At 53.2% G+C, this 13443-nt stretch carries 9 protein-coding genes; 7 read left to right on the plus strand and 2 right to left on the minus strand.

The genetic code is table 11. The features are described from left to right. From AC2FAP_RS00005 to AC2FAP_RS00030, 6 genes are all read left to right on the plus strand, one after another. Positions 1-1301 (plus strand): Ig-like domain-containing protein (locus AC2FAP_RS00005; RefSeq protein WP_485452799.1); only part of this gene is annotated, 1301 nt, incomplete at its 5' end. A gap of 46 nt (positions 1302-1347) precedes the next feature. Then, complete coding sequence (locus AC2FAP_RS00010) at positions 1348-2256, plus strand: OmpA family protein (protein WP_485452800.1); 909 nt, start codon at positions 1348-1350, stop codon at positions 2254-2256. Positions 2257-2472: 216 nt separating this feature from the next. After that, complete coding sequence (locus tag AC2FAP_RS00015) at positions 2473-4755, plus strand: type I secretion system permease/ATPase (RefSeq protein ID WP_322414633.1); 2283 nt, start codon at positions 2473-2475, stop codon at positions 4753-4755. Further along, the gene (locus AC2FAP_RS00020) at positions 4752-5987 is read left to right on the plus strand and encodes an HlyD family type I secretion periplasmic adaptor subunit (RefSeq protein WP_020885110.1); all 1236 of its coding nucleotides are present in this window, start codon (positions 4752-4754) and stop codon (positions 5985-5987) included. Before AC2FAP_RS00015 ends, AC2FAP_RS00020 begins: the two co-directional genes overlap by 4 nt. Positions 5988-5993: 6 nt before the next feature. After that, positions 5994-7493 carry a TolC family protein gene (locus tag AC2FAP_RS00025; RefSeq protein ID WP_121340246.1) on the plus strand — a complete coding sequence of 500 codons (1500 nt, stop codon included), beginning with the start codon at positions 5994-5996 and terminating at the stop codon, positions 7491-7493. A 47-nt stretch (positions 7494-7540) separates the two neighbouring features. After that, positions 7541-8239: a response regulator gene (locus tag AC2FAP_RS00030; RefSeq protein WP_183516574.1), complete on the plus strand. Its 699-nt coding sequence runs from the start codon at positions 7541-7543 to the stop codon at positions 8237-8239. A gap of 66 nt (positions 8240-8305) precedes the next feature. Here AC2FAP_RS00030 and AC2FAP_RS00035 read toward each other — a convergent pair whose 3' ends face one another. Continuing rightward, positions 8306-11251: a transporter substrate-binding domain-containing protein gene (locus tag AC2FAP_RS00035; protein WP_485452801.1), complete on the minus strand. Its 2946-nt coding sequence runs from the start codon at positions 11249-11251 to the stop codon at positions 8306-8308. A 480-nt stretch (positions 11252-11731) separates the two neighbouring features. Between AC2FAP_RS00035 and AC2FAP_RS00040 the strand changes: the two genes are divergently transcribed. Continuing rightward, positions 11732-13006, plus strand: a complete 1275-nt coding sequence (locus AC2FAP_RS00040) for a tetratricopeptide repeat protein (RefSeq protein WP_020885106.1) — start codon at positions 11732-11734, stop codon at positions 13004-13006. A gap of 66 nt (positions 13007-13072) precedes the next feature. Here AC2FAP_RS00040 and AC2FAP_RS00045 read toward each other — a convergent pair whose 3' ends face one another. Continuing rightward, complete coding sequence (locus tag AC2FAP_RS00045; RefSeq protein ID WP_020885105.1) at positions 13073-13423, minus strand: hypothetical protein; 351 nt, start codon at positions 13421-13423, stop codon at positions 13073-13075. Positions 13424-13443 lie beyond the last annotated feature (20 nt).

Here is a 13443-nt window from a genome sequence, read left to right on the forward strand (position 1 = left end):
CCAACTACAACAAGCTGTATGAATTCCAGGCTTATTCAATCGACAGGGCCGGAAACCGTTCGGCTACCTCGTCGAAATTTGGGATCACTGTAGATACCGTCAACGCCGCGCCGGTGATCACCAGCGTCACGGATAACGTCGGTCCGGTAACGGGCAACGTGGCCAACGCGGGTTCAACGGATGACAACACGCCGACCCTGAACGGTACCGCTGAAGCAGGTAGCACAGTGTACATCGCGGTGAACGGTTCTACGTACAGTGTCACCGCCGCCGCTAACGGCAGCTGGAGCTTAACGCCGTCTGCACTGCCGTTGGGGAACCACACGTTTAGCGTGTTCTCTATCGATAAAGCAGGGAACCAGAGTGCGGGTGTTTCACGCAGCCTGACAGTGGTTTCTCCGAAATCGAGCGGGTTCGAAGATTTTAACACTGTACCGTTCCAGAACTTTGGAAAGGGTCTGGTCACACTGCCAAGTGGTCTGAAATTTACGTTAAACGATAAATATTACCCTGGTTATGGTGCGGCGATTTATCAGTGGGGCGTTTCATCCACCAGTCGGGTATTAGCAATGACTGGCGACATCACCATGCATTTTGACGGGGTAAATGCTGTCAGCATGAAACTTTCTGGTGCGAACGATTCCGTCCAGTCTAGCGTTGTGAAGTCAACATACACCGTTTACGACACGGCAGGGAAAGTGATCTCTTCAGGATATCTGCCAGTTGGTGAGTCAACCTTCTCTGTTAATGCCCCGTCGGGACGTGAGATTGGAAATATCGTGTTCAGTATGGGGCGTGGTGCAAGCAGTGGTTTGTCGGGTGGCGGTAACACCATCAATACCGATCAGTACTGGATTGATGATGTCCGCTGGACAGTGAACACACCGCGCTCAGCATCCAGAAGCATGATGATGAACGCTGAAGAGCAGCATGACGATAACGCCAGTGTTGTTAGCACCCTGAACGATCGTGAAATCAACCTGGATAATCTCCAGCACAAGACGATTGATATTACCAACAGCAAGCAGGACAAGCTGAATATCAGTCTGCACGACGTGCTGACCCACGCTGAAAAAGACCTGTTTATCACAGATGGTAATAAACAGCTGATGGTGCAGGGTAATAAAGGCGACGTGGTCAACCTGAGCGATCTGCTGCCTGACAACAGCGATCCGGGCAACTGGACCAACGCCGGTAATGTGAAGGTATCGGGTGTTGAGTATCAGGTGTTCCACATGGAAAGCCAGGATGTCGAGCTGCTGGTACAAGCTGGCGTAACCGTCAACGTGAATAATCACTAACTTAAACTTTTCCAGGCCTCCTTTCGGGGAGGCCTCTGGAGGATTTATGACTTTTTTCAAGACCTCTTTATTTGCGGCGCTGTTTACCTCCTCCGCATTTTTCATTCACACCGCCACCGCTGCGGAGAATTTTGGCAAGGTGTATCAGCCTGTTGCACCCGTCGCTCAGACTCAGGCGCAAATTGTTTACTACCGTGACGCCGGTAACACCACCGGCGGGGCGGCACATATTTATGTGGATAATGAATTCCACGATGCGCTGCTGCCTGGCGGTTATACCGTGTTCTGTCTGGCGCCGGGTAAGCATAATCTCGGCGCATACCAGAACGATGCACCGCAGTATCGTGGTAAAGAACAGGGTTACAACGTCGAAATGAACGGCGGGCAAACCTATTTCGTGCGCGTCAGTGACACGATGAATGCCGTGCCGGAAGCCCGTACGCGCGAGCAGGCGGAGAAGGATTTATCGGGGCTGCACGAGCAGACCCATGTGCTTTCTCGCGCATCCAGCGTGGAAGCCTGTAAGACTCTGGCCGCGCCTCAGTACAAAGATTACACCCTGTCTGGCGATATTATGTTCCGCTTTGGACAGTCCGGGGAAAAGGGCGTTTCCGCTCAGGGCCGCCAGGCGGTGAAAGACCTGGTGGCGACAATAAAACGTGAAAACGTCGAGCTGAAACAAATTCAGGTGATTGGCCATACGGATGCTATCGGCAGCGATCGTAGCAACTACGCGCTGGGGCTGAAGCGTGCGCAGACGGTACGTACGATGCTGGCAGAAAATGGCCTTCCGGCGCGTTTGATGGTGGCGTCCAGCGTCGGCAGTAACGAGCCGGTTGTTAATGACTGTGCCGCGTCCGGCAAGCGTGAGTTGGTTTCCTGCTATGCGCCAAACCGCCGCGTTGTTGTGCGTGTAAGCGGCGATCAGAACGTGACTGCACCTGAGCAAAAATAATCTTGCGTCCTGCCTTCCCGCAATGGGAGGGCATTCTCTTTTCCCTCGTGTATCCCTCATCAAACCTGTTTCGTGACAAAAAATAACCCGTTCCATTGAGACAGGTCTCATTAATTTAAGACTGTTCCGCGTGACAGAATATTCTTAATTTAAACCAATAAATCAATTTAATTCATTGATTTAAATATAAATAATCAATCAGGAAAAACGCGAAATATGGAATCCTCAACTGCAAATTTTCAGGAGGAACAGCTGCTTGCCGCCGCTCGCGATAACCGACAAAGTGATGATTCTCTGCTCAGAAGTATTGCCTGGGTGTGTGAGCATTATGGTCTCGGTAAAAGCGATGATGTTTTGCTGGCGGGTCTGCCTGTCGAACAACTCCTCACTCCCTCTTTAGCGCTTGATGCGCTCAAAAATGCCGGTGTGACCGGAGGGCTCATCAAGCGTAATAGCGCAGAACTGCCGGAGCAGATCTTCCCGATGATTTTGCTGCGTAAGGGTGCTGGCGGGATGGTGCTGCTGGGACGCGAGCGTCGTAAAAATGCCGAAGACAAATGGGATCTGTTCTATTCCCTGGTCATGCCGGATGTCTCTGACGAGCCGGTTGAACTGAATCATGAAGCGCTTAACGAGCTGTATGTTGGATACGCGATCGCGGCTAAACCGACTGCGCGTATTGACAGTCGGGTTAGCGATATCGCGCCGCCGCAGCCGAAAGGCCACTGGCTGTTCAGTACGCTGTGGCGCTACCGTCGTTACTATCGTAGCGCGGCGCTGGCGTCGGTGCTGGTGAACGTGCTCGCGCTGGCCACCGTGTTCTTTACCATGAACGTTTATGACCGCGTGATCCCTAACCAGGCGTTTACCACGCTCTGGTCGCTGGCGATTGGCGTGCTGGTGGCAATGATTTTTGAAGCCGTAACCCGTAGCGTGCGTGCTCACCTGCTGGATACCGCAGGAAAAAAAGCGGATCTGATTGTCGGCAGCGTGCTGTTTCGTCAGGCGCTGGCGGTGAAAATGGAGCATAAGCCCGCCTCTTCTGGCTCTTTTGCCAACCAGCTGCGCGAATTCGAATCCGTGCGTGATTTCGTCTCATCCGCGACGCTTGCAACCCTTGCCGACCTGCCGTTCGTTCTGCTGTTTATTGGCATTATCTTCGCCATCGGCGGCCCGCTGGCGATTGTCCCGTTGCTGATGCTGCCAATGATCCTGCTGGTCAGTATGGCCATTCAGTGGCCGCTGGCCAAAGTGATGAAAGCCAGCCTGCAGGAAGCATCGCTGAAGCAGGGCGTCCTGATTGAATCCATCGAAGGGATGGAAACGCTGAAATCCGTGGGGGGCGAGTCCTGGATGCAGAGCCGCTGGCAAAAGTTCAGCGCCATGCAATCGTCCAGCTCGGCGGCGTCTAAGCACTACTCTACGCTGGCGATGAATTCGGTGAGTTTCCTGCAACAGCTGCAGACGGTCATGCTGATTGTCACCGGCGTGTACCTGATTGATGCCGGCACCCTGACGCAGGGCGCGTTAATCGGTACGGTCATGCTGGCCGGCCGTGTGACCGCGCCGTTAAGCCAGGTCGTCGGTTTAGCCGTGCGTTATCAGCAGGCCAAAGCCGCGCTGACTTCGCTGAACAAGCTGATGGAGAACCCAACCGATCGCAGCAGTGAGATTGATTACATCAAACAGCCTGAGTTGAACGGTGATATCGAGCTTAAAGGCATTACCTTCTCTTATCCGGCGCCGCCCATGCAGCCGAACCCGGATATCCTCAAAGGCGTGAATCTGACGATAAAACCGGGCGAGCGTGTGGCGATCGTCGGGAAAATCGGCAGCGGTAAATCCACGCTGCTGCGCATCATTGCCCGCCTTTACACGCCGGTGAAAGGGCAGATTTTCAGTAGCGGTCTGGACGTGAATCAAATTGAGCCGTCTGACTGGCGAAACAACGTAGGGTTTGTGGGGCAGGATGCGCGTCTGTTTTACGGCACATTGCGCGAAAACATCATGATTGGCCGTCAGAATGCGTCGTCTGATGAGTTTCTTAAGGTACTGCGTTTAACCGGGCTGGACCACATTGCCGCGCGCCACCCGCGTGGCATTCATATGCCCGTTGGCGAGCAGGGCAACAGTTTGTCCGGCGGCCAGCGTCAGCTGGTTTCCCTGGCGCGAACGCTGTTGGCGCGTCCTAACCTGCTGCTGCTGGATGAACCGACCAGCGCGATGGATGCGCAGACCGAAGCCCTGTTCCTGCAACACCTGAAAATCGCGACTGCCGGACACACGCTGGTTGTTGTCACCCATCGCCCGTCGCTGCTGGCGCTGGTGGACAGAATGGTGATTATTGAGGACGGCAAAATCGTTGCAGATGGTCCAAAACAGCAGATTCTGGCTGCGCTCAACGGCACGCCAAAAGCGCAACCTGAGCAGACGCCCGCTAACGACAGTACGCCAGCGCAAGCTGTGCCAGTAAAAGAGCAGGCGGAGGCCAGCGCATGAAATTTCTAAAACAGAAGAAAAATAAACCGCTCTCAGCGCGTGATGCCGCCTGGATGAGCGATATCCAGGAGGCGCTGTTCTCCCAGACCACGCCAAAATCGCGACTGGTGTTATGGCTCATCCTGGCGGTGTTCATCGGCTTCTTAACCTGGGCGCATTTCGCCAAAGTGGAAGAGATCACCAAGGGTGATGCGAAGATCGTCTCAAAAAGTCGCGAACAGATTATCCAGAGCCTCGAGGGCGGGATACTCGAAGAGTTGAATGTCCGTGAGGGCGATATCGTTGAACCGGGGCAGGTACTGCTGAAAATCGACCCGACGCGTGCGCAATCGAGTTATCAGGAGACGCTTCGCAAGGTGGTGGCACTGGAAGCGACCGTTAACCGCCTGCGTGCGGAAGCGTATGGTCTGCCGCTGACCTTTAGCGACCGCGTGAAAAAGTATCCTTCTGAGGTCGAGCTGGAAACCCGCGCTTACAACAGCCGTAAGCAAGCGCTGGAAGAGGGCGTGGCTTCGCTTGAGAAGAGCTATCGTCTGGCGCAAAACGAAATTGCCATGTCTGAGCCGCTGGCGGCGCGCGGCCTGCTTTCCGAAGTAGAGCTGCTGCGTATGCGTCGTCAGGCAAACGACCTGCAATCGCAGATTGTTGAGCGCCGCAACCGCTATCAGGCGGATGCCAACGCCGACCTGATCCGTCAGGAACTGGATCTGGTGCAGGCTGAAGAGAGTCTGACCGGTCGCGAAGATATTGTGAACCGCACAACCATTACTGCACTGGTAAAAGGCACGGTCAAAAATGTGCGGGTTACCACTATTGGCGGGGTTATTCAGCCGGGTGAACACATCATGGAGATCGTGCCGCTGGAAGATCAGCTGCTGGTGGAAGGGAAGATCAAACCGTCTGACGTGGCCTTCCTGCATGCCGGTTTGCCTGCCATGGTGAAAATCACCGCTTACGATTTTGCAATCTACGGCGGCCTGAAGGGGCAAGTGTCTCTCGTCAGTCCGGATACGTTAAAAGATGACGCTAAAGCTGCGGCGGGCCGTCCTGATGATACGTATTACCGGGTGATGGTCTTAACCGACAGCAGTACCCTCAAAGCAGGGGATAAAGCCCTGCCGATTATTCCCGGCATGATTGCGACCGTGGAAATTCGTACGGGCGAAAAAACCATTCTTGATTACCTGCTGAAACCTATTTTCAAAGCGAAAGAAGCCTTCCGGGAGCGTTAATTTACGATGAAAAAGTATTCTCCAGTACAGCGTCGCCTGGCGGCGACGCTGACGGTACTCTCTTGCCTGATTTCAGGGAAAAGTGTCGCCAGTAGCGAGGGCTTATTAGCCTTTCAACCTGTCGCTCCGCAGGCAAAATCCGGCATGGTGATGGCCTCCACCCCGCCTGCACCTCTCGCGCCACGGGTGGCGCAGAAAAGCGCGGTGGATAACCATGCTACTAGCACAACCCACGCCGCGTTTGCGAAAAGCAACGCGACAAACGTTGACCGGCAGACCGCCCGTGCGCCTGGCGAGAATGAAATCCGTCTGCTCTTTAATGATGCGGTCAATACTGCACTGGGTATGAGCCCTGAGGTTCGTGGCGCGCAGTTCAATACCGAGGCGGCACAGGCCAACGTTGATGAAGCGAAAGGGCAACGCTGGCCGCAGGTGGATGTCGGGACGCGTTCAAAAAGCGTCCAGTTCGGTGGCGGAGAACGGGGCTACAGCGACAGTCGCCCGGCGGTGACCGTGAATGTCGCAACCACATTGCTCGATTTTGGTCGTACCAGCAACACCATTAAAAGCCGTGAAGCGCTGCATCTGGCCGCGAAAGAGAATACGGGCGCACAGGCGGAAAACATTGCCTGGCAGGTCAGTAGTGCACTCATTGAGTTGAGTAAGCAGCGCCAGATCATTGTTCTCAGCCAAAAGTACGTGGCGCGTATGAATGAACTGGTCGAAATGCTGGACGGTATTGTGAAGGTTGACCAGGGGCGTCGCAGTGAACTGACGCAGGCCAGAGGGCGTTTTTTACAGGCGCAATCTTCTTTAGATACGGCCATATCGCGCGCGCGTGATACGGAAATCATCCTCAACCGCCTGCTGGGGGATACGCCCGTTCCTCTGCCAACAGCACCGGTGTGGAACCTGAAGCCAGGGGAGCTGAACAAGCAGTTATCCGCCATTGAAAGCCATCCCACCATTCGACAGGCGCAGGCAGAGACCGCATCAGCACTGGCGGATGCGGAAGCGGCGCGTTCTGCCGCCTACCCAACGGTGACGTGGAACGTTGGCAAAAGTACCGGGCGCGATGAACTGGGGCGTGAACAGGCGTGGGAAACCAATGTAAACTTAAGCTGGCCGATTTTCCGGGGCGGTTCACAGCGGGCCGCTGAGCTTTCTGCCGCACGCCGTGCAGATGCCAGCAGAGAGGCCATTGAACAGCAATCCCGCGATCTGGATAACCGGGTACGTGCTGCCGATCAGGATGCCCATAGCATGCTGGAGCGCGCGGAGTTGTATCATAACTTATCGATTGAATCCGATCGTATTCGTCATGATTTCTTCGATCAGTGGTATCACCTCGGTCGACGTACTCTGTTAGATGTGTTGAGTGCAGAAAGTGATTTTTACGGCAACCAGGTCGCGGAAGTGACTAACCGTTTTGATGGCTATTCCGCTATTTTTCGTAGCTATGCCAGTTCCGGTACTTTATTGTTATGGTTACGGAATAATAATTAAGTCTTTTTTAAAGATGGCTCACACTGCAGGCATAAAAGAGAATATGTATGAACCCGTTTTCAGGTAAAAAAATATACGTCGCTTTACTCGACGATCACCCGATTGTCCGTAAGGGGATGGAAATTATATTGAGCCAGGAGCCTGATTTCGAACTAAAAGGCAGCTTTGCCACTCGTATCGAACTCATGAATTTTTTACGCAACAACCGTGTTGATGTGTTGGTTCTTGACTATTTGCTTGGTGATGAAGAGATCGACGGTTTACCGATGATCAAACAGCTCATGAGCACCTTCCCGTGGCTGAAAATTCTGCTTTCCTCCACGCTGGAAAACACGGCGATTGTGCGCATGGCGTTAAAAATCGGCGTGCGTGGGCATGTCGGTAAAAGCCGTGATTTATCGGAAGTGGTGAATGCGGCGCGCCAGGTCGCGGCGGGGCGTATCTCCCTCTCAGAAAGCATGGAGAAAGAGTTCTACCTGATTTCAGAGCCTTGTGCAGACACGAAATCGGGTTCAGAGGGTGACAACGCGCCGCAGGTGATTGAGGGCATTGGCCGCCTGGATCAGCTGTCTCCCAAGGAGCTTGAGGTGCTGCGACTCTTTACCGGTGGAATGTCTGTCCTGCAGATTTCAGAGAAATTCAATCGTAGTCGTAAGACGGTCAGCGGACAGAAGAAATCGGCCATGAAAAAGCTGGGCGTGAAAACGGACTCTGAACTGTTTCTTTGGCACGACCAACTGCTTTAAATCCATTACAACCGATTCATCCGAGACATTATCAGGAGCCTGTTACAGGCTCCTTTTTTATTTCAGTCAGACGGTATCGTCCGATGCTTTGTGCTCAATGGGATGAATATTTCGCAGTGCAGCCGCGAGATGATTGATTGAGCAGGGCTTGAACAGGCAATCATTCATACCAGCCTGTAAACAACGCGCCGTGATCTCATGCATGGCATTGGCGGTAAAGCCGATAATCCAGGCCGCGGCCCTGTGCTGCTCCTGCTCACGCGTGCGGATTATGTCAGTCAGCTGATAACCATTCATGCCGGGCATGTTGCAGTCGGTAATGATCACGTCGAAATCTGTTTTTTCCCAGATAGCCAGTGCCTCATTTCCCTCTGACGCAAGATACGCATGCTGTCCTAACCAGGCCAACTGTTTAGCCAGCAGGATCCGGTTGGCAGGGTTATCGTCCACGACCAGGATCTTCAGGGCCGGAATTTTGTCTTCGTCTTCGTGCTGCTGGGCATCCACGGCCGCCGCCGTTTTTACTTTCGGCAGTGTAAAGGTTGCTCTCACCGTGGTGCCCACGTTTTTCTCACTGGTCAGCATAAGCGTGCCGCCCATGCTTTCGCAGATGGTCCGGCTGATATAGAGGCCCAGCCCCGTTCCTGCGCGGCGGTTGTCTGCCTGACTAAAGGGCCTGAACAAGGCTGCCTGCTGGCTGGCATCGATCCCCACGCCGCTGTCCTTGACGTCAATGATGTAGTGAACGCTGTCATTTACCGGGTCTTCAGCCTGCTGCAGCGTCAGTGATACGCCGCCGACGTCGGTAAACTTAATGGCATTACTTAACAGGTTCGACAGAACCTGCTTGATGCGTAAGGGATCGGCACAGACATCGATTATCGGTTCCGTCGGGAACGCGCGAGTGAGTTCGATATTTTTCTCAATGGCCACGCCCTGGAAAACCCGCATCATATTGTTAATCAGCGTACCGAGGTTCGTGGCTTCAGGATTGAAATCGAGATGCCCCCCCTCAATACGGGAAATATCCAGAATATCGCCAATTAATCCCACCAGTCCTTCTGCCGATTCATACGCCACCTCGAGCGCCTGAATATCTTGCTCACCACGGCGTCCTTTTTTCAGCACGATATCCAGCATGCCAATAATGGCATTCATCGGCGTGCGGATTTCATGACTCATGGTCGACAGGAAGACGGATTTTGCGCGGTTAGAATCCTCGGCCCTGTCTTTGGCTTCCTCAAGTTCAACCAGCAGCGCTTCACGCTCGGTGATGACCTCGCGTAATTGCACAAGCTGGGTGTTCATCTGACGACGAAGTGCCGCTTTACGCGCGATTTGTCGACGCAGGTAGAGTGCCCAACCCAGGGCCAGAATAATTAAGACGGCGCTAAAGACGGCGGTGGCAATCAACACTTCCCGATAGCGATACCAGAAGCTGTCCACAACCACCAGTTCGTTGGGCCGCCAGCGGTTGGCCAGATTTTCCAGCTCAACAGGGGGAATGCTCAGCAATATTTTATCTAAAATCCCCTGAAGTTCCGGATTGGACAGCCCGACCCCGAAAGAGATCCAGACAGGGGCGTCACCCACAATCGACACCACTTTGAGTTTGTCCTGAAAGTTGGTGAAGATTTGATAGTCACTCATGATCAGAATACCCACTGCGGCATCCGCTTTTCCCTCAAGTACGGTGGAAAGCAGCTGTGATTCATTGCCCACGTGAACAATTTCAATTTCCGGGTAACGCTGGCGCACCATACTTTCCACACCAATGTTTTTTACCATCGCCAGCCGTTTTCCACGCAGGTCTGCCAGCATATGAATGTCGTTACGATTTGTCGCTGTTGCCAGGGAAAAGGCGCTCCGCAGATAGGGGCGGGTGAAAAGAATTTTATTTTTACGCGCTTCACTGGGGGTGATTGAGGCGAGCATATCCGCGCTTGACTCGTTCACCTGTTGAATCAGTTCCTCGGTGGTGCTGCCCGTTTCAAAACGAAACTGTAAACCGGTTCTGAGCGACACAACGGAAAACAGATCGGCGGCAATACCGCGCAGCACACCTTTATTATCAATAAATGAGACCGGGGCTGCATTGTCCTGGCTGTAGATCAGAACGTTAACGATGGGATGTTTCTTGATCCACGCTTTCTCTTGCTCGGTAAAGAGAAGGGATTTCGACCCCTGTGCGAGATCAATCCGATCGGGCTGCCAGAGACGATAAAGCTCCTGCTTTTCATCTTCTGGCACGGCCTTGATTGCGGCATTAATCAGTGTGAGCAGTTGTGGTTTTTTTTGGCTGACGGCAAATCCCACTTCACGGCTGGTCAGGCGTGAGAATCGCTCAACATGAATATTGTTCAGGTAGTTGCGGCTGAGCGAGTAACTGTTGCCCAGGTAAACCCGCGACTGACCAAACGCCACCGCGCTCAACGCTTCCTGATAACTGTCGAACAGGCGAAAACGGGCGTTAGGGTAGGCGGCCTGAGCCTGTGACAGGGGCAAATAGTCCCTCGGCATTGCGACGTCGGTATCACGCAGATCCTCTGCCAGAGGGGCGGTATCGCTATCGTTGAGCCCCAGCACCGGTTTATCGCTGGCATAAGGCAAAGAAAAGGCAAAGGCATCGTTATCCGGGAAGGCGGCCACGGACGGGATCAGGTCAATATCGCCACGTGCCAGCGCCTGCCACGCCTCTTCAGAGGAGCTAAACACTTTTATCTTAACCGGGAGGTTAAGTTGCCAGGCGACCAGTCCCGTATAATCCGCGCTCAAACCTTCATACTCATTGCGAATGTTACGCATGCCAAACGGTGGGGCATCATAATGGGTCACGCCCACGTTCAGTTGTCGTTGTTGTTTAATAAACGCGGCTTGATCGGCGGTAAGAGATAAACGCTGTAATCCCTGGACCGGTGTTCTCATCAGGATCTTATATTCATCGCCTATCGCTGAAGGCATTGAAAGCGAGAGTAAAACCAGCAGCACAAAAAGGCGAAAATAGTGACGCATATCTCTTTAACTGACTCCTGAAAACGAAGTGAGCCTGGGAATATCTTCCCCGGACATCGGGTGTGCTGTGAATGAAACATCATAAACAACCTGTACGGGCTAGCCCATAACTTACTGTATAGCCGATGAAAAGACATCCTTCATGCCTGACCTCAGCAATACCGGGGTCGAATTATACCGATGTCATCCTCATTTATGTGTGCGCAGTATGATGAAACAGACGATAAAGAGTTATAAGACCTGACTTGGTTATTTTTTTAATGAAATAACATCTCATTATAAACGGTAATGGTATTAATTAAGTTGCTGTAAAATACTCAGCTTAAGTGAAATTGAATAAGAGGCGGAAATCGCTTTTTACCTGCCAGGACCGGGGCTGTACTCTCTTCAGGGAATATCAAGACGGGTCTTATCGTGAGCCACCTGTAACAATGAAAAAATCGGCTTAATTTTTCTGATTAAATAATTGAGCGGATTTTTATGCGCCCGGTACCTCAACGTCGACCTGTTAACCACGCCGCAATAAGCCAGCAGTTACATTCCCTGGCGGAGATTTATCGCCAGTCTATGGCAGACGGGGATTACGCCAGCGCCTCGCGCTGCTGTGAAAAAGCCCTGGCCGTATTGCCCAAAAATATGTCAGTGCAAAGTGACTATGCGCTAAGCCTGATGCGTCAGGGAAAGTACGATCAGGCGTATAAAGTGTATCGTAAAATATACCAGTCGCCGCAGCGTCATGAAGCCTCTGAAACCTGGCTGGATGGTTTTGCTGAACTGTGTGGGCACATGGGCAAAACCCAGGAGATGCGCACCTATGGCCTTGAGTCGCTGACGCTGTCGGATCAACGCTTTGGTCATGGCAAATGCTGGCCGCTTCCCTCAATGCCGCCGCGTCCTTTTGATGCCACGCAGCGCGAAAAAAATATTATCGCCTTCAGCCTGTTCGGCGATCGGCCGCGCTATTGCGAAACGCTGATTAAAAACATTGAAACCGCAAACTCGCTGTTTCCTGGCTGGTGCTGCCGTGTGTATCTGGATAATTCTGTGCCGCAGCACGTCTGGCAACGTCTGCAGGCGGGCGGTGCTCAACTGGTCGATATGAGCCACGAAAAAACCATCTATCCCACGTTATGGCGTTTTCTGGTGATGGACGACCCGACGGTTGAGCGGTTTTTAGTTCGTGATGCCGACTCGTTGCTCTCCGAACGCGAGCAGGTTTGTGTCGAGGCGTGGCTACGTTCGCCCTGGTACTTTCACCATATGCGTGACTATTTCACGCATACCGAGTTGTTACTCGCCGGGATGTGGGCTGGATGTGGCGGCATCTTCCCAAACGTTGCAAGAATGATGCGTGAGTTTGTCGTGCAGTACCGGGGCAATGCGCGCTTCACTGACCAGTATTTCCTGAAGGCGGTGCTGTGGTCCACCGTGCGGCAAAGTCTGCTTAGCCATGATGATATTTTTGGTTTTCATCATGCTGAACCCTGGCCGGCGCATCCTCCTGTTCGCTGGAAGGCAGAACACTTCCACGTCGGGAGCAATGCCGGGTTTACGATCATGGCCGGGCCAAGCCATAAACAAGACGGGGAAAAGGAGGCTGTGCTGCTGAAAATGGACGGTAATGCCTGGCGGTATACGGCACCCGTGCAGCAGGGGCAGTGGAAACTGCCGATGCCTTTTTTTCTTGCCGAGGGGTTTCGTCAGGGAGACGTTAAGGTCGAGATAGTGAACGACGACGATCGTCAGGGGAGCTGAGACCGATTGCGGGACTCCCGGAAACGCAGCGTCCCGCGTGTCGCCAGGACCGCAGGACGCCTGCATTTACATATTATTGAGGGCGACCTGCATACCGACCTGAACCAGCAGTTCCGTTTCCATACCTGAATGCTGATATACGGCATATTGCACGCCATCGACAGTTACTGAGCCCCGGGCTTTCGTCCATTCACCCATTTCCGCGCCTTCGGGAAGTAGGTCCGAGAGGTTAATTACATCCCCTGCATCACCTTTTATCATCAGTTGCTGGCTGGTATCGTCGGCAAAAAGACGCGCTTCATTCTGAATTAAAACGTCGTCGAGCGTTATTTCCAGCACCACCGGAAATGGCGTATCGCGGTCCCCATCCGTGAGGGCCTCTGGCGCGATATCGCGATTATCAATATTGTTGTTCATCACGGATTAACCTGTTCAAA

This window comes from Enterobacter cloacae complex sp. 394I7, assembly GCF_057320345.1.

Bases quoted from the DNA above. Each gene is read 5' to 3' on its own strand.
- AC2FAP_RS00010 (WP_485452800.1), top strand. From the start codon at position 1,348: ATGACTTTTTTCAAGACCTCTTTATTTGCGGCGCTGTTTACCTCCTCC.
- AC2FAP_RS00015 (WP_322414633.1), top strand. From the start codon at position 2,473: ATGGAATCCTCAACTGCAAATTTTCAGGAGGAACAGCTGCTTGCCGCC.
- AC2FAP_RS00020 (WP_020885110.1), top strand. From the start codon at position 4,752: ATGAAATTTCTAAAACAGAAGAAAAATAAACCGCTCTCAGCGCGTGAT.
- AC2FAP_RS00025 (WP_121340246.1), top strand. From the start codon at position 5,994: ATGAAAAAGTATTCTCCAGTACAGCGTCGCCTGGCGGCGACGCTGACG.
- AC2FAP_RS00030 (WP_183516574.1), top strand. From the start codon at position 7,541: ATGAACCCGTTTTCAGGTAAAAAAATATACGTCGCTTTACTCGACGAT.
- AC2FAP_RS00035 (WP_485452801.1), bottom strand. From the start codon at position 11,251: ATGCGTCACTATTTTCGCCTTTTTGTGCTGCTGGTTTTACTCTCGCTT.
- AC2FAP_RS00040 (WP_020885106.1), top strand. From the start codon at position 11,732: ATGCGCCCGGTACCTCAACGTCGACCTGTTAACCACGCCGCAATAAGC.
- AC2FAP_RS00045 (WP_020885105.1), bottom strand. From the start codon at position 13,423: ATGAACAACAATATTGATAATCGCGATATCGCGCCAGAGGCCCTCACG.